At 59.2% G+C, this 20,566-nt stretch carries 22 protein-coding genes and 2 pseudogenes; 8 read left to right on the forward strand and 16 right to left on the reverse strand.

Annotated features, from left to right (window positions below; genetic code table 11):
• Positions 1-327 precede the first annotated feature (327 nt).
• Positions 328-957: a DUF4245 domain-containing protein gene (locus CRD13_RS09310; protein ID WP_005510716.1), complete on the forward strand. Its 630-nt coding sequence runs from the start codon at positions 328-330 to the stop codon at positions 955-957.
• Between the two features lie 118 nt (positions 958-1,075).
• Here CRD13_RS09310 and CRD13_RS09315 read toward each other — a convergent pair whose 3' ends face one another.
• The 4 genes from CRD13_RS09315 to CRD13_RS09330 form a co-directional block, all read right to left on the reverse strand.
• Positions 1,076-1,366 carry an exodeoxyribonuclease VII small subunit gene (locus CRD13_RS09315; RefSeq protein ID WP_005510689.1) on the reverse strand — a complete coding sequence of 97 codons (291 nt, stop codon included), beginning with the start codon at positions 1,364-1,366 and terminating at the stop codon, positions 1,076-1,078.
• Positions 1,367-1,427: 61 nt separating this feature from the next.
• The gene (gene xseA, locus CRD13_RS09320) at positions 1,428-2,663 is read right to left on the reverse strand and encodes an exodeoxyribonuclease VII large subunit (protein ID WP_005510622.1); all 1,236 of its coding nucleotides are present in this window, start codon (positions 2,661-2,663) and stop codon (positions 1,428-1,430) included.
• Between the two features lie 107 nt (positions 2,664-2,770).
• Positions 2,771-3,925, reverse strand: a complete 1,155-nt coding sequence (locus CRD13_RS09325; protein ID WP_016423169.1) for a DUF6542 domain-containing protein — start codon at positions 3,923-3,925, stop codon at positions 2,771-2,773.
• Between the two features lie 80 nt (positions 3,926-4,005).
• On the reverse strand, positions 4,006-5,556 hold the full coding sequence (locus tag CRD13_RS09330; RefSeq protein WP_049172279.1) for an AI-2E family transporter: 1,551 nt from the start codon (positions 5,554-5,556) through the stop codon (positions 4,006-4,008).
• Positions 5,557-5,650: 94 nt separating this feature from the next.
• Between CRD13_RS09330 and ychF the strand changes: the two genes are divergently transcribed.
• The 3 genes from ychF to erm all read left to right on the forward strand — a co-directional run bounded on the left by ychF (position 5,651) and on the right by erm (position 8,254).
• The gene (gene ychF / locus CRD13_RS09335; RefSeq protein ID WP_042389448.1) at positions 5,651-6,730 is read left to right on the forward strand and encodes a redox-regulated ATPase YchF; all 1,080 of its coding nucleotides are present in this window, start codon (positions 5,651-5,653) and stop codon (positions 6,728-6,730) included.
• Between the two features lie 72 nt (positions 6,731-6,802).
• Positions 6,803-7,246 (forward strand): recombinase family protein, encoded by a 444-nt coding sequence (locus CRD13_RS10910; RefSeq protein WP_223845690.1) that lies wholly within the window; start codon positions 6,803-6,805, stop codon positions 7,244-7,246.
• 153 nt (positions 7,247-7,399) lie between these two features.
• Positions 7,400-8,254, forward strand: a complete 855-nt coding sequence (gene erm, locus CRD13_RS09340) for a 23S ribosomal RNA methyltransferase Erm (protein WP_070429178.1) — start codon at positions 7,400-7,402, stop codon at positions 8,252-8,254.
• A gap of 219 nt (positions 8,255-8,473) precedes the next feature.
• Here erm and CRD13_RS11055 read toward each other — a convergent pair whose 3' ends face one another.
• Positions 8,474-8,797 carry a type IIL restriction-modification enzyme MmeI gene (locus CRD13_RS11055; RefSeq protein WP_049189366.1) on the reverse strand — a complete coding sequence of 108 codons (324 nt, stop codon included), beginning with the start codon at positions 8,795-8,797 and terminating at the stop codon, positions 8,474-8,476.
• A 287-nt stretch (positions 8,798-9,084) separates the two neighbouring features.
• On the opposite strand from CRD13_RS11055, the gene CRD13_RS09350 reads away from it, so the two are divergent.
• Both CRD13_RS09350 and CRD13_RS09355 read left to right on the forward strand, forming a co-directional pair.
• Positions 9,085-9,366, forward strand: coding sequence for a type II toxin-antitoxin system RelE/ParE family toxin (locus tag CRD13_RS09350; RefSeq protein WP_049189367.1), 282 nt, complete (start codon positions 9,085-9,087; stop codon positions 9,364-9,366).
• A gap of 34 nt (positions 9,367-9,400) precedes the next feature.
• Entirely contained in the window at positions 9,401-9,661 is a 261-nt protein-coding gene (locus CRD13_RS09355; RefSeq protein ID WP_049189394.1) for a HigA family addiction module antitoxin, read from the forward strand.
• A 54-nt stretch (positions 9,662-9,715) separates the two neighbouring features.
• Here CRD13_RS09355 and arfB read toward each other — a convergent pair whose 3' ends face one another.
• The 9 genes and pseudogenes from arfB to CRD13_RS09400 form a co-directional block, all read right to left on the reverse strand.
• Entirely contained in the window at positions 9,716-10,159 is a 444-nt protein-coding gene (gene arfB, locus CRD13_RS09360) for an alternative ribosome rescue aminoacyl-tRNA hydrolase ArfB (RefSeq protein ID WP_010187974.1), read from the reverse strand.
• A gap of 31 nt (positions 10,160-10,190) precedes the next feature.
• Positions 10,191-10,781 (reverse strand): putative glycolipid-binding domain-containing protein, encoded by a 591-nt coding sequence (locus CRD13_RS09365; RefSeq protein WP_180950653.1) that lies wholly within the window; start codon positions 10,779-10,781, stop codon positions 10,191-10,193.
• A 157-nt stretch (positions 10,782-10,938) separates the two neighbouring features.
• Positions 10,939-11,103: a hypothetical protein gene (locus CRD13_RS09370; RefSeq protein ID WP_160310014.1), complete on the reverse strand. Its 165-nt coding sequence runs from the start codon at positions 11,101-11,103 to the stop codon at positions 10,939-10,941.
• 205 nt (positions 11,104-11,308) lie between these two features.
• Positions 11,309-13,201 (reverse strand): cation-translocating P-type ATPase, encoded by a 1,893-nt coding sequence (locus CRD13_RS09375; protein WP_049189368.1) that lies wholly within the window; start codon positions 13,199-13,201, stop codon positions 11,309-11,311.
• Entirely contained in the window at positions 13,198-13,557 is a 360-nt protein-coding gene (locus CRD13_RS09380) for a helix-turn-helix transcriptional regulator (RefSeq protein ID WP_012359887.1), read from the reverse strand. The genes CRD13_RS09375 and CRD13_RS09380 overlap by 4 nt, the downstream gene beginning before the upstream one ends.
• Before the next feature lie 82 nt (positions 13,558-13,639).
• Positions 13,640-14,706, reverse strand: a pseudogene (locus CRD13_RS09385) (LLM class flavin-dependent oxidoreductase).
• A 361-nt stretch (positions 14,707-15,067) separates the two neighbouring features.
• Entirely contained in the window at positions 15,068-15,610 is a 543-nt protein-coding gene (locus tag CRD13_RS09390) for a DUF488 family protein (RefSeq protein WP_049171224.1), read from the reverse strand.
• A 189-nt stretch (positions 15,611-15,799) separates the two neighbouring features.
• Complete coding sequence (locus tag CRD13_RS09395; RefSeq protein ID WP_049189369.1) at positions 15,800-17,512, reverse strand: SulP family inorganic anion transporter; 1,713 nt, start codon at positions 17,510-17,512, stop codon at positions 15,800-15,802.
• A 285-nt stretch (positions 17,513-17,797) separates the two neighbouring features.
• Complete coding sequence (locus CRD13_RS09400) at positions 17,798-18,106, reverse strand: hypothetical protein (protein WP_005510705.1); 309 nt, start codon at positions 18,104-18,106, stop codon at positions 17,798-17,800.
• 194 nt (positions 18,107-18,300) lie between these two features.
• Here CRD13_RS09400 and CRD13_RS11060 point away from each other — a divergent pair.
• Positions 18,301-18,399: pseudogene (locus CRD13_RS11060) on the forward strand (YtoQ family protein); the annotation flags it as partial.
• A gap of 16 nt (positions 18,400-18,415) precedes the next feature.
• On the opposite strand, the gene CRD13_RS11065 reads toward CRD13_RS11060, so the two are convergent.
• Positions 18,416-18,739, reverse strand: a complete 324-nt coding sequence (locus tag CRD13_RS11065) for an amphi-Trp domain-containing protein (protein WP_049189370.1) — start codon at positions 18,737-18,739, stop codon at positions 18,416-18,418.
• A 322-nt stretch (positions 18,740-19,061) separates the two neighbouring features.
• Between CRD13_RS11065 and CRD13_RS09410 the strand changes: the two genes are divergently transcribed.
• Positions 19,062-19,556 carry a 2'-5' RNA ligase family protein gene (locus CRD13_RS09410; protein ID WP_049189371.1) on the forward strand — a complete coding sequence of 165 codons (495 nt, stop codon included), beginning with the start codon at positions 19,062-19,064 and terminating at the stop codon, positions 19,554-19,556.
• Positions 19,557-19,655: 99 nt separating this feature from the next.
• On the opposite strand, the gene CRD13_RS09415 is transcribed toward CRD13_RS09410, so the two are convergent.
• Positions 19,656-20,540: a hypothetical protein gene (locus CRD13_RS09415; protein ID WP_187401553.1), complete on the reverse strand. Its 885-nt coding sequence runs from the start codon at positions 20,538-20,540 to the stop codon at positions 19,656-19,658.
• Positions 20,541-20,566 lie beyond the last annotated feature (26 nt).

The raw sequence follows: 20,566 nt of genomic DNA on the forward strand, positions 1-20,566 counted from the left end.
TTGAGAATGTGCTGGGAGACGCCACGCCAGGAAACTGGGGTTTAGCGTTGCAACAATTTCTATTGATTGATGTTTGGCGCATCAGTTTTAGCGCCTTTGCATCTGTTACTAGTGTTCCACCTTTTTGGTGTTCGGGGGTGGACGCAGCGCCAAAGTGGGGGGAGTTTCAGGGCTAAACCCCCACATCACGCGGTTATCAAAAGTTTGTTCCGGTGTCAGTTCGCTTGACGACGTCGACAGCGTCCGTCATCAAGTATTGCTAGCTGCAGCTGTGCGGGTGCGAATGATGACTAGGTTCGTTGCGGGGCCTTTGGCATACTTGAGCGCGTGGCGAATGAGAAACCTAGGATTTTGCAGGACAGTCGAGACATGATTCTCACCCTCGTGGTGATGTTTCTTGCGGTGGCTGTCACCATTGGCTTTACCGGCCTGTGCAGTTTTAACCCCGGGAAGCCGGAAAACGGTCCGGTGCACGAAGTCGATGCTGCCCCATTCGTGAACGTGGAGGCTCGGCGCGTGGACTATCCAGTTCGCCTGCCGAAGGTGCCTGAGGGCTGGACTTCAAACTCGACCCGCGCGGGTATGGCGGCGGGGAAGCAGACGACCATTATTGGCTATGTCACCGCTAGCGGAGCATTCATTCAGGTCACGCAAACAGATGCGGAAGCAGGTCAGCTGCCGGATGATGGTAAGAACCGTCTCCGGGACGGTACTACTGACGTGGAAGGTACAACCTGGACTAAGTATGAGCCGGCTGAGGACAACGTGCGTCGCGTATGGGTTGGGGACCTCGGTGACTCCCGCGCAATTATCGAGGGCACTGCCAACGACGAGGAGTTCACACAGTTGGCGGCGGCTATGCAGAAGGCCGAGCCAATCGATCCGGACGCGACAATGCCGGATTCGTCACAGCCGCAGCCGACTGCGTCCGAGATGCCGTCGGCACCAGCAAAGTAGGCCGAGTCGAGCACTCACCTGGAGTGGTAATCCCGACTAGAGCCATAAAATAGCTGAACTCAGCTATCAGCGAAGAGACGAGAAACGATATGAACCGACGATCGTTTCTCGTCTCTTTTTAGTCCTCATCGCCCACATTCTCGGCAGAAGCCGAGACATCCTGATTCTTGCTGGCCAAGGCGGCTTCAACCTTTGCCCGGGCGCCAGCCAAATGCTCCTCGCAGCGGCGGGCCAGCGCCTCGCCTCGCTCCCACAGCGCCAGGGATTCATCCAGGCTCATCTGTCCGAGTTCTAGGAGCTTGACGGTCTCGACCAGCGCATCTCGAGCCTGCTCGTAGCTCAGGTTCTCCACCGGTACCTGTTCCTCCGAAGAGGGAGCCTGACCCGCGCCGAAAACATTGTCATTCATTAGCGAATACGTCCTTCACATTTAGTAGTTAAAGCTTCAAGGTTGGAAAAGTCATTGCTTACTAATTCGCCGGCTTCGTAGCTAGCGTCGCTGCAGAGATGGAGCCGTCACTGACGCGAATTCGCAGTTGGGAACCCATCGGAGCATCTGCAATAGAGGTCACAATCTGTGGTTCCGGCTGAGTAGCCGATTGTGCCTGCACGATGGCATAGCCGCGAGCGAGTGTGGCAGAGGGGCCAAGTGCTGAAACCTTGCCGCGCAATCCCGATACCACTGCCTCCTCGCGTTCCAGACTGCGGTGGATGAGAAAACGCAGCCGATCCACTTGCGCCGTGACAAACTCTTCACGCACGCGGATGGGAGTGAGCGGATCGCGCAGTACCGGCCGCGACGTTAAATCCCTCAGAGTAGCTACTTCACGGTCAACCCATCGCCGCAGGGATGCCGAGGAGCGCTCACGCAGCTGTGCAATGAGGCGTCGTTCCTCAGCAGCATCGGGCACTGTTTTCTTTGCTGCATCCGTCGGTGTGGCAGCACGTAAATCAGCGACGTAATCCAACAGCGGAGTATCCGGCTCGTGCCCGATTGCAGAAACCATCGGTGTTGTCGCCTTACTCACCGCACGAATCAGAGCCTCATCTGAAAAAGGCAGCAAATCTTCGACACTGCCACCGCCACGGGCGACGATGATGACATCAACCTCCGGATCGGCGTCGAGCTGTGCAAGCGCCTCAATAATCTCCGGAACAGCCTTGGCGCCCTGCACAATTGTGTTGATTACCCGGAAATCCACTTCGGGCCAGCGGGCACCCGCGACCGAAAGCACATCGCGTTCAGCCGCCGAACCGCGACCAGTAATCAACCCGATCTTGTTGGGGAGGTAGGGCAGAGGGCGTTTCAGCCGTGGATCAAAAAGTCCTTCCGCCGCTAGCGCCTGGCGCAGCTGTTCCAGCCGCGCCAATAGTTGCCCCAACCCCACGGGCCTCCACTCCGTAGCCCACAGGGAAAACTGCCCCCGCCCGGCATAAAACGCAGGCTTGCCCAAAACCACTACGCGGTCGCCGTTGCGCAACGGATTATTGCGCAGAGCCGCCGTAGAACAAGTCACCGACACCGAAAACTCCGCGGAGGTGTCACGCAGAGTGATGTAAGAGAGCTTCCAGCTCGGCTTGGAGTTGACCTGGGCGATTTCCCCCTCTACCCAAATCTGTCCAAGGCGCTCAATGTAGTCCTTGACTAACTGGTTCAGGCGTCGAACCTGAACCGGTTTCTCGGCCGACGTTTCCAATTTCGACATACATCAACACTTACACGATGGTGCGGATCGCCCTGCTAATAAACGCACGTTGCCCACAGGCTAAATCTGCCTGTGGGCAACTGTGACGGTAAAAGTGCAAGCCCGAGCTACTTGCGGTAACGAGACCTGCTATCGCGCCCGGTTATGCGTTCCTGGCGAGGGCGCTGCTGTCGCGGTGGCCACTCCTCGGTGCGACGGTGGTTGCTCCCCGGGCGTGCGGGACTCTGTTGAGGCTTTTCGGACCGAGACTCCGGCGAAGACTGTTCTCCCCACATCCGTGCCGTTCCTGCCGCTTGACGACGGGGAAACTCCTGCGTTGGCCGCTGCGGTGCGTTTGGCCGTTCAATCGGACGACGAGGCTGCTGTCTAGTCGAGTTCGGCGAAGTGGAATCCTGAGTGAACTGCGCCTGTCCCGGATGCGGGCGAGACTGCCAACGGGATGTTGGCTGCTGGGCCCGCTGTGCGAAATTCGAGCGCTGCTGGGCGCGCTCCCCAGAGCGGTCAACTGGTCGCTCACGCAGTTGCTCGGCGTTGCGCGATGCCGAGCTGGCGCTCGCTGCCGGTCGGGCACCAGAACGAGAAGTCTCCTGCCGAGAGCGTGCAGCCTGCTGGCGCGCCTGGCGGCGAGCTTCGGCATCTCGGATAATGTCCGCAGCGGGACGTCGTGAAGCAGGGCGTTCCTGAGAGCGAGAAGCTACGCGGCGATCAGATTCGGCGAGACGACGGCGCACCTGAGAGCTGGATTCGACAGCGGCTTCGTCACGATGCTGGCGCTGTTTAGCGGCCTTGCGCTGGGTGTTGAGGGATTTCTCCTGGGTGCGGGTGATTTCGAGGTAACGCCATACTGCGATGATGACACAGATGATCATCAAGATCAGCAGCCACGGGAACTGCTGGATGATGGGATATGCCGAGGTCACCAGGCGAGCGCGTTTAGAGGTCGTCGCGGTCGCGCCACCATTTTCGGGATCGGCGAGAGAACCGGTAAACCACGCTGTGAAAAACGTGACAAGCGCGAACAAAATGGGGATTTGAGCGACGGTAACTACCAGGCCGCGAGGAACCACCAACAGTGTTCCGGCGACAGCAGCCACGGCAAAAGCAATGAAGTAGGGCTTGCCAAGCGAACCGTTGGGAACAGAAAAGAGCAAACCAAAAACTCCGGCCAGAAGCATCAGCAACGGCGGCACAAACATTGGCACGCGTGGAAGCAGGGGTTTGTTCCCACTGCCTTTACGGGTTATTGCTGATCTGTTCGACACGAATGCGTATCCTACCGGTTATTAGTGATAAAAACGGGCAAGGCCGGTATAAGAGCCTGCCCGTGTCTTGGAATCTCGCCCTACTTGTTTTTCTTAGAGAAAGGCCCGGAGACGACTTCAGTGACCTTGTGGAAGGCCTTGGTCATCGTTCCCTCTTCCTGCTTGGTCGGACCAGCATCGGGGGAAACCTTACCGGCGGTGCGAGCATCTGCCTTCACAGCGCTCTCCGCGGAGCTGTCGGAGTCATCACTGCCCAGACGGAACGAAGCCAGTCGGTCGCGCATCGCACGGCCGGCAGCTTCAATCTGAATGCCGGAGATTGATCCGGCGTCCGTGGCGAACTCGATATCCTTTGCAGTCTTGTCGCCCGTACGCAAATCAGTGAGGTCGCCGAGGTAGCGGAACCAGACCGCGACGACTGCAGTGACCGGCACCGCCAGGAAGGCGCCGATGATGCCGAAGATACCGCCACCGAGTAGGACAACCAGCAGGACGATTGCGGCGTGCAGGTCCATAGCCTTGGACTGCAGAATCGGGGAGAGAATATTGCCCTCAATCTGCTGGACGGCAATGATGATGAGCAAGACAAAGATTGCTGTGGTCAGGCCGTTGGCAACAAGTGCGACAACCACCGCAATGAAGCCGGCGGTGAACGCACCGACAATAGGAATGAAGCCAGCGAAGAAAGTCACCACGGCCAGGACCATTGCCAGCGGCACATTCAAAATCGCAAGACCGGCACCGATGAAGACCGCGTCGATAAGCGAAACGATAGCCTGCGTGCGGATGTAACCCGACAGCGTGTTCCAGGAGCGGGTGAGCACCTCCGTGAGATGCCAGCCGAGGCGACGTCCAGTCAGGCGGCGGAGCCACGGCAGGAAGTCTTGGCCGTCCTTGATGAAGAAGAACGTCAGAACCAGCATTGCCATCAAGGTTACGGCGGCCGAGGAGACCACCGAGATGCCCTGGAAGACTGTGTTGGCGATATCGCCGGAGCGCTCCTGAAGCCATGTGGACCCCTGGTCCAGTGCGTCGAGAATCTGCTCATCCTTGACGTTAAATGGTGGAGCCTGAATGATGTTCTGGACTTCCTGAATGCCGTCGGTGAACTGGCGACGCAATTCTGGGAATTGCGACTGCACAGTCGGTGCGAGGAACGCGACAACGCCGCCAAGCAGCGCCAGCGCGCCTAGGATGACCGTCAGTGCGGAGAGTGCGCGGGGCCAGCGGTGCTTCATCAGGAACACGGCGGGCGGGGCCAGCACCGTGGAGACAATCAAAGCCAACAGAATCGGCAGAACGCCAGCCCAAATCTTTCCCAGAATCATAGCGCTGACGTACAGCGCCGCTGCGGTGATGAGGAAACGCAGGCACCAACCTGCGAACCATCGGGCGCCCTCGCCAATGACGTCGGCGCGGTCGATGGACTCGGAGTCATTTTCGCTCATAAGCTCATCGAGGTTTTCAGCATCTTCCGGCAGATCCGGTTGCGTTGCCGCTGACTTATGGGCGTCGGAGGGGATAGACAGAGACTGTTCTATCCGCAGAGGCTCCGATCCCATTACGTGATCGATAGCGTCTTTTTCGGACTGCGCAGTCCACTCTTCGCCTTCATTGGGTTTATTGCTCACGTATTCATTATGGGGGTTCGGAGGGGATAGGGGGCAACTTCACGAAGTTAGGGCGAGTTCAAATCTTTCTCCCCGAGCCCGTAAGATGAGCAATGTGAGTCTTACACTTGGAATCGTCGGTCTGCCCAATGTCGGAAAGTCAACCCTGTTTAACGCCTTGACACGCAACGATGTGCTGGCTGCGAATTATCCGTTCGCCACCATCGAGCCGAACGTCGGCGTTGTGGAGCTTCCCGATCCCCGTTTGAATAAGCTCGCCGAAATTTACGGCTCCGAGCGTATTCTTCCGGCTACGGTGTCGTTTGTGGACATCGCCGGCATCGTCAAGGGTGCATCGGAGGGCGAAGGTCTTGGTAACAAGTTCCTCGCCAACATCCGCGAGGCTGACGCTATCTGTCAGGTCGTCCGTGTCTTCAATGATGATGACGTTGTGCATGTCGACGGCAAGGTTGACCCGGCCTCTGACATCGGTGTGATTGAAACCGAGCTTATCCTGGCTGATATCCAGACTATTGAGAAGGCGCTGCCGCGTCTGGAAAAGGAAGCCAAGAAGGATAAGGAAAAGGTCGGTGAGGTTGAAGCCGTCAAGCAGGCTCTCGCTGTGCTGGAAGAGGGACGCACTCTCTTCGCAGCTTCCGATGACGTGAAGCTCTCCGCTCTGCGCGAGCTGCACTTGCTCACCGCAAAGCCGTTCCTCTACGTCTTCAACGCTGATGAGGAAGTGCTTGCCGACGAGAACCGCCGCGCGGATCTGGCCGCTGCTGTGGAACCGGCGGACTGTGTGTTCCTCGACGCCAAGGCTGAGTCGGACCTTCTGGAGCTGGATGAGGAATCCCGCAATGAGCTCCTGGCTGAAATTGGCCAGACCGAGCCGGGTCTGCATTCGCTTGCTCGCGCTGGTTTCCGCACTCTTGGTCTGCAGACTTACCTGACCGCTGGCCCGAAGGAGTCTCGCGCCTGGACCATTCCGAAGGGTGCTACGGCCCCGCAGGCTGCCGGCGTGATTCACACTGATTTCGAGCGTGGCTTCATTAAGGCTGAAATTGTGTCCTTCAATGACTTGGTTGAGGCCGGCTCAATCGCTGAAGCGAAGGCCAAGGGCAAGGTCCGCCAGGAGGGCAAGGACTACATCATGCACGACGGCGACGTGGTTGAATTTAAGTTCAATGTGTAGCTAGGCCTTATTAATAGCGTTTGACAACACGCGCTCCTATTTGCCGTCGTATCTCACGAGACGCTGACGTGGATGGCCGCACCATCGACCTGCAGCCTCAGGACTGTGAAGTCATTGCAAAGCAGCGTGGCTTGCACGTTGGACATAGGACATAACGACGTCGATCAGTCCATTTCCGCGTCAAAGAAGAATGTGGCTCGCCCCAACTACGACGCCATGGTGGCATCCCTCGAACGCGGCGAAATCGACGCGATCATCTGCTGGGACCTCGCTGGACAGTCCGATCGGTCGGACAGAATTACTCCCGCACCCCAGCGTAATCAGGGGTGCACCTTAAAAACATTCGGAGGTGGGGGTAACTCCCCCTCGTTGCCCAGAGACAAAATACGCCAGTGGCGTCTGTATGACGCCCCGAAGGTAGGACAAATTCCAATCCAGAGAGGTCTTGCACTGTTGCGGTGCGGTTGTCTTCTTTCTCACCGTATTGCACCCTGCGAAATTAATTGGATACGATAGAACCATGTTGATTTCAGGTTCCGTTTTCATGCGGCCGCTCACCAACCGCTAAGGCGGTTTTCTCCCTCCCGCGGGTCAAAAACCGCTCCGGTCCTTTAGCCGGGCGGCCATTTGCCATGCCCGGCTCCGTTTCAACTCCACGGAGCACACCTGATGTCTACATACGGATACGGCCGTCACGAACATGGCCAAAATTTTCTCACAGACCAAAAGATCATCAACACCATCGTCGATCTTGTAAAACAAACCACCGGCCCCATCATCGAGATCGGGCCGGGAAGCGGTGCCCTCACTCACCCGATATCCCGCTTGGGGAGGGCAATAACGGCAGTTGAGGTAGACGCAAAACTAGCTGCCAAACTCACAAAAAAGACCGCCTCGGCGTCGGTCGAAGTGGTCCATGATGATTTCCTTAACTTCCCGTTACCCGCCACTCCCTGCGTCATTGTGGGAAACATTCCCTTTCACCTCACCACTGCCATTCTTCGAAAGTTGTTGCATGCGCCGGCATGGACTGACGCTGTACTCCTCATGCAGTGGGAAGTCGCTCGCCGCCGGGCCGGGGTAGGCGCAAGCACGATGATGACGGCTCAGTGGTCCCCATGGTTCACGTTTCACCTTGGTTCCCGAGTACCAAGGTCTGCTTTCCGTCCACAGCCTAACGTTGACGGGGGGATCTTAGTGATCCGCCGGGTGGGTGACCCGAAGATCCCGATAGAGCAACGCAAAGCCTTTCAGGCTATGGTGCACACCGTTTTCACCGCCCGGGGACGCGGGATAGGGGAAATTCTCCGAAGGGCAGGGTTGTTTTCATCACGTTCAGATACACAATCATGGTTGCGCTCGCGAGGAATCGACCCCGCAACCCTACCCCCCAGATTGCGCACCAGCGACTGGATCGATCTCTTTCAGGTGACTGGTTCCTCTCCATCGCACCATCGGCCAATTTCACAATCGGGAAGTAGTCAACGCCCTCCTCAACGCAAAAAACGAGGCCGGCGGCGTTAATCTCCCCGCCACCCAAACCGAAATCCACCAGTAGTAGTGGACGACCAGTGCTGGTCTACCGTGAGCCGGGTTATGACAGTGACGTGTTCTCGTCGGGCACAGTCATAGTTCCCGGCGTTGCCGGCGACAGGGTTCTATACCCAGCAGCGGGGCCGATCAAAATTACCCGCACGGGGAACGACCCTGCTGGTGGTTTCGATTTTGATGGAAGCGAGGAGATTAGCCCCTCGACAACTCCCCGTAGCTGGCGAACAGTAGCTCCTGGCGCTGGCGCTCGTTGGTGAGTTTGCGTGCCACACCGAAAGCTTTATTTACTTCTCGGTCCATTTCGTCGTGAGCCTTGAGCAGAGTTTGGTCCATCGCTAACGGGTTGTAGTGCTCCGCGAGTGACCCCTCGGGGTGCCGCTCGCGGGCCCGCAGTACCAACTGTCCAGCGTCGATGATTCGCTGCTGCGCTTTCTCATCTAGTTCACACGGAGCTGGTCCGAAGGAGTAGCTCCCGGTGTACTCCGAAGAACGGAAAAATGAATAGTGGGGATACATCGACTTCCATTTTCCATTCTCCCGGCTCAGAGTATTGAGGGGGCTGGGACCGGGTCCGTAAACCCTTTATGTTTTCCACGCACAGCGGTTTATAGCGACGATCCCTATAGGTTTTCCGCAGAACCTATATGTATTTCTGTGCACCCCCATGTTGTCCGTTTTAGCGGTATTTCGTTGCTACTTCCGCACTTGCGAATAAAATGGTTATTTATCGCCGACACTCCGTGGAGTTCAAATTTAACGTGTAGCGTTATTGACGCTTCGCGTTATGGGGGATAGGGTGAAGCATGATCCAGTCGTTCGCTGACAAGGACACTGAGCGTTTGTGGAATCGAGAGCGAGTTCGCTCGATCGATTCCCGCATTCACTCAGTAGCGCTGCGCAAGCTTCGCCAGCTTGGGTACACGCAGACTCTTGATGAGTTACGGATTCCCCCGGGAAACCGGCTCGAGGCGTTGAAAGGTGATCGGCGGGGTCAGTTCAGCATTCGAATCAACGACCAGTGGCGGATCTGTTTTCGTTGGTCCGCCGCGGGGCCAGAGGAGGTTGAGATCGTTGACTACCACTGACAAGCTCCCTCCGGTTCACCCCGGTGAGATCCTCATGGAGGACTTTCTCAAGGAAATGGGGATCACCCAGCACAAGCTCGCAGTCTCCATCGGCGTTCCGCCCCGCCGGATCAACGAAATTGTTCACGGTAAGCGGGCTGTAACCGCGGACACTGCTCTTCGCTTGGCTAAGTTCTTCGGAATGAGCCCCCAGTTCTGGCTCGGGTTACAGACTCAATATGACTTGGACGTTGCGGAAGACAAGATCCTCTCGGAAATCGAGCGGATTCAACCGGTCCAAGCTGTCTCAGCGTAGCGGTTACCCGAACCAGGTCCGTCAGCGTGAGGATATGCATGCGGATGGTTCGAACTAGGGAATTTGGGGCCGCCGTCGCGTGGACTTGAGTTCCGAGCGCCGCTTTTTCGCTTCGAGACGGCGTCGCACCGAGCTCCGCGTCGGCTTGGTCCTGCGCCGCGGGGGAGGAGGCGGAGCGAGCGCCTCGCGCAAGAGGGCGGCCATGCGTTCGCGTGCCTCGGCGCGGTTGCGTACCTGCAATCGCTGGGTCGATGCGGTAACGGTAAGGACGGTGCCGTCTAGGCGGTGCTCGTGGTTGTGGAGGACGCGGCGACGCTGGGCGTCGGAAAGCGATGAGCACGTAGCGATATCGACGGAAAGCTGCACTTTGCTGTCCGTAGTATTGACGCCTTGGCCGCCTGGTCCCGACGACTTCGCGAACCGCTCCGTCAGGTCGGCGGCGACGATGACCAGACCCCCGGGGATCCCTGGGCCAGGCGCGATGGTCAGGTCGTTCATACCGCCCAGCTTAGTTAGAGTTGTTTCCGGATCAGACCCGCCGTGCGAGATCAGGGTAGTGTACGACCACGCCGTCACCGTCGACCTCCAACTCGACGTCGACTCCCCGTGTTCCGCTTTTGTATCGGACAGTTTCAGCATCGACGGAGCTGTAGTACTGGTCTGATGCGATCACCTGGAGGGACGGTATATCAATCCAAGCCATGATCAGCTGCGTTTTCGGGACCTGAGTCTCAAGCAGCGTCAAGCGACGAATAGGCATTGTGTTGGTGAGAGGGCACAGACCGAGATCGCAATCGAGTGCGGCTTTCAGGTCGGCTGACTGGACGATACCGGGGGAGGGCAGATCTTCAGGCTGGGCGCCCTCTTCATTGGTTTCCGCCGACCACACGCCTTGCTCGGACCTAAACAGCTCGAGGCTTCGCCCCCATCCGTCGCCTTCAACGTTCACCGACACACGTTCGGTCACCCAGTTCTCCGCGGCGCGCAGCTCCCACGTGGCCTTGTATCCATCGCCGTATTGCACTCCGGAAGCGGTCAAACCGGCTCCTAAAAAATGAACTGCGGCCTCGTTCCGGATGAGGGGAGTCTTGACATGCTCCCACTTATACGTGCGCTCCATGGTGAGGATTTTACCACGCTTGATGGTGCGAAAAGGCAGGTAGCTTTCGACTGAAACTCGGTCGAGTTCAAATTCAACGTTTAACGCGGGCAGCCGCCGCCGGATTCTCGGTGGCGATTCCGGCCCGAACCTCGGGGACATTCTCGCGCTTCCTCATCTACGTGAGCTCCGCGATTCCGGCCAGCTCACCGCTGCCCCCATCTTCGATAGTTTGAGCGAGCTCGACCACGACCATCTGATCTGGTGCACTGGTTTCCGTCCGGCCCTCGGCCCATTCCGCCACCTCATGCGCGACCGCGAAACCGCGGTGAAGAATCTCCATCTAGTTGGTTACGGCAACTGGACCGGCGACGGTTCGGCAACCCTGATAGGTGTCGGGTCCTTTTGCTAAATACGCTGCCTAGGTAGTCGCGGGTCGTGTCGATGAAGCGCGGCATCAAAAGTTTTGAGACGACGCTTGGTCCCTGAGCAGCTCGATCCTTCAAAGATCCGCGCTGGAGAGCCAGCGCGCTGGGCGAAGGTGCGCCTCAGCGCTTCGCTCGCGCAGCCCGCAGGCCGTTCAAGATCACGATAACTTCAGCGACCTCGTGAACCAATACGACGGCGGCCAGACCCAGCACGCCGCTGATCGCCAGCGGCATCAACACGATGATGATGGCCAGAGACAGCACGATGTTCTGGTTAATAATCCTGCTGCCTCGACGGGCGTGCTGCAGCGCCTGCGGGATCAACCGGAGGTCGTGGCCGGTGAAGGCGACGTCAGCGGACTCGATTGCGGCATCAGAGCCGGTCGCTCCCATTGCTATGCCCACCGTCGCGCCCGCCAGCGCAGGAGCGTCGTTGATGCCGTCGCCAATCATCGCCGTCGGCGTCTTGGAGGAGAGCTCGGCGACGATGCTTGCCTTGTCCTCCGGGCGCAGCTCAGCGCGCACATCGTCGATTCGGGCGATTTCAGCCAGAGCCCGGGCGGTGCGAGCGTTATCGCCGGTGAGCATGCTCACTTCCACGCCGTTGGCGTGCAGGGTCTGCACAGCTTCGGGTACCTCGGGCCGCAGCTCGTCGCGGACCCCGATCGCCCCGGCGAGAGCGTCATCGACGGTGACAAGGACGCAGGTCTGGCCCTCGGACTCCATGCGCTCAACGTCTGCCTTCAGTGGCCCGGCGTCGATCCACCGGGGACTGCCCACAAGTACCCGTCGACCTTCGACGGTGCCGCCGATGCCATGCCCGGCTTCCTCGCTGATGTCCAAGGCAGCGGGCGCTTCGGGCCCCGCTGCCGCGATCGCAGCGGCGAGGGGGTGCGTCGATTGCTGCTCAACTGCCGCCGCGAAAGCAAGCACCTGAGCCCGATCGAATCCGTCTGCCGGGACCACGTCGGTAACCTCGGGCTGGTTGCGGGTAAGGGTTCCGGTCTTGTCCACCGCCAGGTGGCGGATGCCGCCGAGTCGCTCGAACGCCGCGCCGGATTTGATGACCACGCCGAACTGGCTGGCCGCGCCGATCGCGGCCACGACCGTCAGCGGCACCGAGATTGCCAGCGCACACGGCGATGCTGCGACCAGGACCACCAACGCGCGGGTGATCCACGTCTCGGGGTCGCCCAGCAGCGAGCCAATCACGCCGACCAGCACCGCCAGGATCATCACCCCGGGCACTAGGGGTTGGGCAATCCGGTCGGCGATCCGGGCGCGGTCGCCCTTTTCCGCCTGCGCCTGCTCGACCAGGTCCACGAGTGTGGTCAGCGAGTTGTCCGTTCCAGCTGCGGTCGTCTCGACCTCCAGCACGCCGGCGGAGTTGATTGCTCCCGCGGGCACCTCGTCGCCGGGCGCAACCTCCTCCGGAATGGATTCTCCGGTGATCGCTGAGGTGTCAAGGCTGGAGCGCCCAGACCGAATGATGCCGTCCGTGGCGATCCGCTCTCCGGGGCGCACGAGCATCAGCTCGCCAGCCACGAGATCCTTCGCTGCGACCTCGACCGTCGTACCGTCGCGCAGCACCGTCGCGGTCTGCGGTACCAATTTCAACAGTGCCCGCAGTCCGCCCTGGGCCCGGTCCATCGCCTTGTCTTCCAGTGCCTCGGCGATCGAGTACAGGAACGCTAGCGCCGCCGCCTCTCCGACGTAACCGAGGATTACCGCGCCGACCGCGCTGATCGTCATCAGCAAACCAATGCCGAGCTTGCGCTTCGTGGCAAGGTTCCGGATAGCGCCGGGCGTGAACGTATACGCCCCTAGCAGCAGGCCGATCCAGAACAGAACTGTCGCGGGTGTCTCTAGTCCGGACCAGTCCAGCGCCAGACCTATGCAGAGGGCTACGCCGGAGAAGATCGGCAGTAGCAACTCGGGGTCCTTCCACCATGGCCGATCGAGATCTTCGATCTCCGTGGCTGGTTCGTGTTCGCATCCACATGCTGAACTCATGCGTCCGCTCCTTTTCCGTCGCAGCCGGGCACCGAGCACTCAGGGTCGATGCACGGGGCGTTTTCGTCGACAGCCAACGTCGCGTTCACTAGTGCGTTGAGCGCTGTCGCGAGGTGCGGATCGGCGATTTCGTAGCGTGTCTTGCGGCCCTCCGGCTCGGCGACGACGATGCCGCAGTCACGCAAGCAGGTCAGGTGGTTCGAGACGTTCGAGCGGGTCAGGTCCAGGTCGCGCGAAAGCACGGCCGGGTAGCTCGGGCCGTCGAGTAGGGTGATCAGGATTCTGGAGCGCGTCGGATCCGCCATGGCCCGGCCGAGCCGGTTCATGACGTCGAGGCGTGAAGCAATAGTCAGCATATACTGAACTATACAGCAATTACTGAACTATTCAACACGCACTGAACTGACATTGAAGCGAAGAGCTTGCGAACTGCAGGAATTAGTCGATGAGATAGCCGGTAACTGGGCCTTCGTGATTCGGCTGCCAACCCAACGCGGGGGCGACATGCGTGGCGAAGTTGTCCAAGATCTTCACGTTGACGTCGACGCCATCCCGGTGGGGATGGTGATGAGCAGGGTGTCGGCGGACATGACGGCGGCGTCGGCTTTGAGCTGCTCAATGAGTTTGTCCGGCTCGGCGGCATAGGTGCGGCCGAAGGTGGAGGCGCCGACGTCGGGAAGCATGCCCACCTGATCGGAGCCGGAGGCCTGCATGCCGAACAACTGCATGTCCGCGCCGTCGACGATGGGGAAGATAGAGCGGGACACCGACACGCGCGGCGTCCAATCGTGGCCCGCCTTCTTCCACGCGGCGCGATAGCGGCTGATCTGATCCGCCTGGATTTCGCCCAGAGTCTCGGCGGTGGTCTCGGAGACCAGGGTGGAGGACATCAGGTTGAGCCCGTCCTTGGCGGTTTGCTCGGCAGAAGCGTGGGTGCCGGAGCCGTAGAAAATATGCTTACGCAGCTCGGGCGCCATGGGGAAGACCGGCAGGGCGGAGCCGGGTTGGAATATGTTGGGGTACTGCCGGTCCAGCGGTGCGGCGGTGGCGAATCCGTTGCCGTCCACTGCAGCCATGAACGCCTCGAGGTGGGCTCGCGCCACGTCCGCGCCGTTGGGCGCTTTACCCCAGTAGCCGAAGGCCTCCCAGCCGCGGTCAGCCACCTCGGGGGCGCCGCGCGAGATGCCCAGGGCCACGCGGCCACCGGAAATTTGGTACAGCGACGCGGCCTCTTCGGCGAGGTAGAGCGGGTTTTCATAGCGCATGTCGATGACACCGGTGCCCACCTCGATGTGTTTGGTAGTGGCCGCGACAGCACCCAGCAGCGGCATCGGGGCGGAGGCCTGCGGCGCGAAGTGGTGGACACGAAAGGACGCGTTGTTCACGCCGATTTCGTCCGCAGCCTGGGTGATCTCCAGATGAGTCTTGGCGATCTTTTCTGCAGATGGCCCGCGCTAGCTGCCGAAGGCGTAATGCCCGAAGCTTAAGAAGCCGAACGCTTTCATTGGATAACACTCCTTTTGATGGTGTTAACGAGAGGGGGTAACTTTGCAACGAGATGCCGTGGAGTTCAAGCTCGACGTCTAGGGCCGTGGCAAGTCGGTAGTACGTTTTTCGATTCGACGCTTTGGGGCACACTACCGGGGTTGCCGGTGCTCTTCTTAGATTGCGCGGTTCAGATTTCCTAACCTAAAGCTCGTTTGAGCGTGCTATCCGCTGGTGTGCCTCCGATGCTGCTGCTCATAAGGTGGTGGGCGCTCCATGAATACAAGGCGTAAGTCGCGCCTTAGGTCAGGCCGAGGAGGATGCCGTGGCTCACTGGGTCGTAGTCCGAGTTTCCGCACCCACTGGCCTCTGGTGTACGCGCTAGCCCCGCTCGGGGTAGCGCACGAGGAGATCGTTGCCGATGACTGCGCCGTCGTTGAGCGTTGCCTCGCTCACCTTCGCCCCGGCTGCACCCAGACCCATAATGTGGCCAACCTCGTCACCGTGGGCGATGAGGTGGTCGGCGATGATACGCCGGTGGCAGCGCCACCACACCGCCTCGGCGCACATGATTGCGGTGGGGGTTTCCGCGGCGTTCGCCCGTAGCTGCGAGATTGCGTCGGAGAACTCCTCGCCCAGCGCATGGTCGGCGTAATTGTGGAAGCTGCGGTTACGCCAGTTGCCGTTAACCTCAAACGGCACCGAGTGGGACACGTTGCGCCGCCCGGTGAGGCCCTCGCTTCTGCTGTAAGTGATGCCACATGTAGGAAGGTGTTCGGCAAGGTAGTCGCCGTTGAACCACGGGTACTTCCTGGATCCGGGCAGCTTGCGCACATCCACGATGGATGCCACACCGGCAGCTTTGATCATTTCAGCGAAGTCCTCGAACTCGAGGTTGGAGTGGCCCACGGTGAAAATGCGCATGTCGCCAATGCTACGCGCCAAGCGGTTACACCCACATCGGCTTCACGAATGAGAAGGTGACTTTGCAACGACACGTCGTGGAGTTTAAGTGCAACGTGTAAAGGTTTTTCAAGCATCGCGCGATGGGGACGTGGACCCACGATTGCAGGGTCGACTGCGACGGAGTGACCATTGTCTGGCTCAGCCAAGCTATTGACTCTGCGATGCTGCGGATGTGCCATCAGACTCTTCGTGCTGAATGCGTGAGGCATGCAGTCGGGCGTGGGCGATGGCGTCAGGGGTGTTGTCGAAGACGTGATTCTCGTGTGCAAGCTGGTCGAATACGCCGAGTTCGCGCAACACCGGAAAATGTTCGGGCTTCGTGGCTGCGAGCAGGACTCTGGTACCGCGGCGTTCGAGGCGCCCGATTGTGTCGGCGAGCATCTGGGCGCCGGTGGCATCGATCGTCGTGACGTAGCGCATGCGGAGTACGACAACCTTGACCGACGAGGCATCAGCGAGCTCGAGGAGGAAATCGTGCGCTGCGCCAAAGAAGAGAGGGCCTTCCATACGGAAGGCGGCGATGTGCTCGTCGAGGAGCTCGCGTTCCTTGTCGCGGTGGTCTCCCTCGTCTAGTGGGGCGGCTTCCAACACCGCAGTGCGGGCGGTCTCGCGCAGTGCGAAGAAGCCCGCCATTACAAGGCCGATGAGTACGGCGACGACAAGGTCGAACACGACGGTGGCGGCAGCTGTGATGAGCAGGGTCGCCCCGTCGCCCTTGGTGGCGCGTATCACCGAGCGGAGGTTCCGCGGGTGGATCATCTGAATCGCAGTGGCGATGAGCACGCCGGCGAGCGCGGCGAGAGGAATCTCGCCCACCCACCGGGCCGCGACGAGCACGGCCACGAGCAGGAGCAGCGAATGGAACACCGCTGCCAGGCGTGTGCCTGCGCCTGCACGCACGTTGACGGCAGTTCGGGCAATCGCGGCGGTTGCGGGAATCCCGCCGAACAGGGGCGCGACGACGTTGGCCACGCCCTGCCCGAAGAGTTCGCGGTCGGGATCGTGCCGGTCGCCGACAGTCATTGCGTCGGCAACCGTCGCAGACAGCAACGATTCCAGCGCACCGAGAGCTGCGACGGCGACCGCTGCAAACAGCAAGGAATCCAGGTGCTCCCACGGAATCTCTGGCCAGCGCGGAGCAGGCAATGTCGACGGGATGTAGCCGATTGTCTTCAGGCCGCTGTCTGCCAGCATGTTGATGGCCGTTGCTGCAGCTACCAACACTAGCGCCGCGGGGAAGCCACTACGGACGCGCGCAGCAAGCACGATTCCAGCCGCTACTGCAAGGGTCATCACGGGCGCCTGCCATGCCGGAGTATCTAACCAAGCATTGATTGAGCCCCACGCCAACCCGAGGACTTTCTCGCCCTCCACGTCAACACCAAGTGCTGCAGGCAGCTGTTGTAAGCCGATGATTAACGCAATACCGGCGGTGAAACCTTCGACGACAGGTAGTGGCATGTACTTCATCGCGCGGCCAGCGCCGGTGAACGCCAGTACGAGCAGCATGAGCCCTGCCAGCACGCCGACGACGAGAACCCCATCGGCACCATGGTTGGCCACGATGGGGATTAACACGACGGTCATTGCGCCGGTCGGGCCGCTTACTTGGACGTTACTACCGCCGAAGATCGCGGCCAGGATACCCGCAACGATGGCCGTCGTAATTCCGGCCGCCGCGCCGACACCGGACGCAACGCCGAAGCCGAGCGCGAGAGGGAGTGCGACGAGGGCCACCATGAGGCCTGCCGAGAGGTCGCGCCCAATCGTCGCGCGGGACCAGTCCGAGCGGCGCGGTGCGAAACGCAGGGCACGAGATTGGAAGCCCACCGTAGAGGCGGCGGAGGAGGGGCGGGTCATGCTACTTTCTTGCTCCTTCAGGGCTCAATGACACTCAAAGGATACACAAGGTATCATCCTCCGACGGCCGCATTCCCGGTTCTGGCCGAGGCCTCATGTCGACGGAATAAAACTTCCTGACCTGGCGGGAGTTCGCTGGAGCGTTGTCGCGGTGCTTGGAGTGACGCGTGTGAGCCGGTGTCCGAAGAGCAGACAGCCCGGGAGAATCGGTACCAGTGCCATACAGTGCGCGACACCACTGCTCATAGGACGGGCCCGACGGCGGGCTGGGGGGGCGAGGACCGGCTACCGGATTCGGGCTTTCGCGGCGACGAGCAGCAGGGCGGCATGGTCGACTTCGCCGTTTTTGATCTCGCGATTGAGCTTGTGTAGCACCACGGGGCAGCGCAGGCAGCGGATGCCGGATTTGCAGCACTTCTTCTTCGGCGTCATCGCAGCCAGTTTAAAGGGGTCCTTGCCGGCGAGCTTTTTCGCGGCTTTGGCCTCGGCCTTCGAGTATTCGGGCAGGCGTAGCGAGGTCGTTGCCGCAGCCTTCTTCTTGGCTTTGGCGGCGTCCTTCTTCTTGCCCTTGTCGCCTTTCTTGCCCTTGGCCATGCGCGTTCCCTTCGTCGCGAATTTTCCTGAATTAGGTTAGCGTCACCTCATGCGATGTGGGGAGGCGTGGGTGCCTGACGGGTGTAATTGGGTGTTGCTTGACGACGGCTTGCTTGTCGGCCAGTGCCGCAGCGGTAAATGACAGCCAAAGGACGCAAAACCGACCAAAACGACTCAGGTCTGTTTACTGTGACCTGCGGAAATGGCGAGCGGTAGTGAGTTGTTTCGGCGACCAGTACAAACAGTGGAACGCCGCCTTCGATGCAGGTTACTGTGCTGCGCGGAACAAACCGGACAGCAACAAGCCCGCTAGGAGATTGCGAAGCCAGATGCTGGTCCAGGTTTTTCAACGGGCTCGCCAGCCTCGTCGACCATCCAGTCAATTTCCAGCTCCAGCTCGCGCTCGATGCCAGCACGCTTTCGAGAATCGACGACTTCCATCGTGGTATTAAACGATGTCGGCATGGTCATCGTCACCGCGGACTCGCCAGTGCCGAGAGTCATTTCCCCGGCGCGGATGCGAGCTGCCAGCGTCTCCAGTAGATCCGCGAGCTCATCGCGGTTGAAGCTTGCCTTGCTCTTCACCAGCTTTTGATTCTTCGGGGGCGTAATCTTTTTAGGTTTCGGTGCCATGTCTTTACTTACCTTTCCAGCCGTGTCGGTATTTGTGCAGTGCGGAGAATTGGCCGTCACTCCACACTGTCTTTGAAGATGGTCTAGAAAGCTTTCAGGAAGCTTATCCATCTCCATTATCCCAATAAAAGTAGTTATTACCAGGAGAAATAATAAGAGGCTAGAAATGTCTATAGGTAGGTTATAAATTGTGGAAAATCCCTACGCTATGCTCTGGGGTGCAAGGTCCTAAGTGCCTTAGGTGAGGAGCTTTAGTAACGGCGCCCTTGGAAAGTGCTTCAAACGTGTCGACCGACAGCAATAGGGGAGGAGTAAACGTCACATGGTGTCACCCGACAACATCCTGATGTACCTTCTGCCTGAGCAAGAGGCGCAGATTAAAGAGATCTTTGTGCAACTGGCAGAGCGTGGATTCCCGCAGCAGAATCAAAAGCCCCACATCACCGTTACTTTCGCACCGACCATGAGCCCGGAGGTAATCCAACGAGCAGCCGAAATTCTCCCACCGCTGATGCCTGCGGAATTTCGCAGGGTAGGAACGGTGGTGTTCGGGACAAAGAGTAAACAGACTGTCGCATGGTTATTAGAAACAAGCGATGAGCTGGAAGAAGCTGCTCGCGAGATCAGTCGTCTTAACCCTGAAGGTCGCGGCTCCCGCTGGATTCCGCACCTGACTATGGGGCTGCGAATCCCGCGGGATATGGTTCCCGGTTACGTCCGGGCTCTTGATGAACTAACAAGCCCGCACTTCAAAACTCTTAGTGCACCACGCGCTGCGTTCTGGAGTCCCAAAGTGCAGGAATTAACGGAGTTCTAGGGAGACTCCAGTACTTGTGTGCTGCTGTGCCTCAGCGATTACGTCCCCGCTACTTCACAAAAACTGTGGTTTCAGAAAACAGTAGCCTAAGAAGAAAAACTAAGCGGCATCCATAATCTTCTTTGCCTGGGCATCGAAGACCTCCAAGGCGCGCTTCTTTGCCGCTTCCTTGGACTCTGGGGTCGCCTCTGGAATCTGCATGGGATCCGTCGTGTTTTCCATGTTGCCAGCTGATGCATCCGGAGTCGGGGCGGCGGACACCATTACCATTACGCCGTTGACGATGCCGACAATGTCGTAGCTGGTGGCCGTAGTATCCGTGCCACCGGCGTTGATGTTCGCACTGGTCTCGTGTGCAGTGAATTCAGCTGGCTTGACGGAAAGATTTGGCTTCCACTTTTCTCGGTGCAGTTTCATTGTGGTCGTCATGTCCATGTCATTAAACATGTCCTGCATCTCAGGAGAAATCTCCTGACCTTCCATGGAGTCTTTCAGAATGTCGGAAGCATCCATCGTAGCTGTCACGTCGGAGCACTTTTCGAGGCTGTCTTCGTACTTCTGGTACGCATCAGTGTTCTTCAATACTGAGACGCTGACAGCGACGTTCTCTTCCTTAATGTCCGTGTAAGCACCGGCAGCATTCTCCAATTCCTCAGTTGAGTTGGTGAAAGTGGCGCATTCGGCCGGTTCAAATTTCATTGAGTCTTCCGAAAACATCTCCATGGCATCTTTGAACCCGGTGATTTTGTTTCCGGAGAAGTCCACACCTTGAACTTCATTAGTGAGCAGGAGCTGATCTTCGGCTGCAGCTGGAGCTGACCCGTCTGCCTTCGTCATCTTGCTGGTCGACTCTTTGCCTGCCTCGCCACCGGCATTGCTGCTTTCTTCCCCCGAGCCGCATGCGGTGAGCAGGGCGGCGCTTGTACAACCTGCGACGACGGTTGTCGCAATTTTCTTCCACATTCCAGAGCTGCGCTGCTTCATGATTCCTCATTCCATCGAGCTGAATT

Source organism: Corynebacterium sp. LK26 (genome assembly GCF_014335085.1).
GTDB classification, from domain to species: domain Bacteria; phylum Actinomycetota; class Actinomycetes; order Mycobacteriales; family Mycobacteriaceae; genus Corynebacterium; species Corynebacterium jeikeium_D.

Bases quoted from the DNA above. Each gene is read 5' to 3' on its own strand.
- CRD13_RS10910 (WP_223845690.1), top strand. From the start codon at position 6,803: ATGGCCGCACCATCGACCTGCAGCCTCAGGACTGTGAAGTCATTGCAA.
- CRD13_RS09355 (WP_049189394.1), top strand. From the start codon at position 9,401: ATGGAGGACTTTCTCAAGGAAATGGGGATCACCCAGCACAAGCTCGCA.
- CRD13_RS09410 (WP_049189371.1), top strand. From the start codon at position 19,062: ATGGTGTCACCCGACAACATCCTGATGTACCTTCTGCCTGAGCAAGAG.
- CRD13_RS09375 (WP_049189368.1), bottom strand. From the start codon at position 13,201: ATGAGTTCAGCATGTGGATGCGAACACGAACCAGCCACGGAGATCGAA.
- CRD13_RS09390 (WP_049171224.1), bottom strand. From the start codon at position 15,610: ATGCGCATTTTCACCGTGGGCCACTCCAACCTCGAGTTCGAGGACTTC.
- CRD13_RS09315 (WP_005510689.1), bottom strand. From the start codon at position 1,366: ATGAATGACAATGTTTTCGGCGCGGGTCAGGCTCCCTCTTCGGAGGAA.
- CRD13_RS11065 (WP_049189370.1), bottom strand. From the start codon at position 18,739: ATGGCACCGAAACCTAAAAAGATTACGCCCCCGAAGAATCAAAAGCTG.
- CRD13_RS09380 (WP_012359887.1), bottom strand. From the start codon at position 13,557: ATGCTGACTATTGCTTCACGCCTCGACGTCATGAACCGGCTCGGCCGG.
- CRD13_RS09365 (WP_180950653.1), bottom strand. From the start codon at position 10,781: ATGGAGCGCACGTATAAGTGGGAGCATGTCAAGACTCCCCTCATCCGG.
- CRD13_RS09400 (WP_005510705.1), bottom strand. From the start codon at position 18,106: ATGGCCAAGGGCAAGAAAGGCGACAAGGGCAAGAAGAAGGACGCCGCC.
- CRD13_RS09415 (WP_187401553.1), bottom strand. From the start codon at position 20,540: ATGAAGCAGCGCAGCTCTGGAATGTGGAAGAAAATTGCGACAACCGTC.
- erm (WP_070429178.1), top strand. From the start codon at position 7,400: ATGTCTACATACGGATACGGCCGTCACGAACATGGCCAAAATTTTCTC.
- arfB (WP_010187974.1), bottom strand. From the start codon at position 10,159: ATGAACGACCTGACCATCGCGCCTGGCCCAGGGATCCCCGGGGGTCTG.
- xseA (WP_005510622.1), bottom strand. From the start codon at position 2,663: ATGTCGAAATTGGAAACGTCGGCCGAGAAACCGGTTCAGGTTCGACGC.
- CRD13_RS09350 (WP_049189367.1), top strand. From the start codon at position 9,085: ATGATCCAGTCGTTCGCTGACAAGGACACTGAGCGTTTGTGGAATCGA.
- CRD13_RS09395 (WP_049189369.1), bottom strand. From the start codon at position 17,512: ATGACCCGCCCCTCCTCCGCCGCCTCTACGGTGGGCTTCCAATCTCGT.
- CRD13_RS09370 (WP_160310014.1), bottom strand. From the start codon at position 11,103: ATGGAGATTCTTCACCGCGGTTTCGCGGTCGCGCATGAGGTGGCGGAA.
- CRD13_RS11055 (WP_049189366.1), bottom strand. From the start codon at position 8,797: ATGTATCCCCACTATTCATTTTTCCGTTCTTCGGAGTACACCGGGAGC.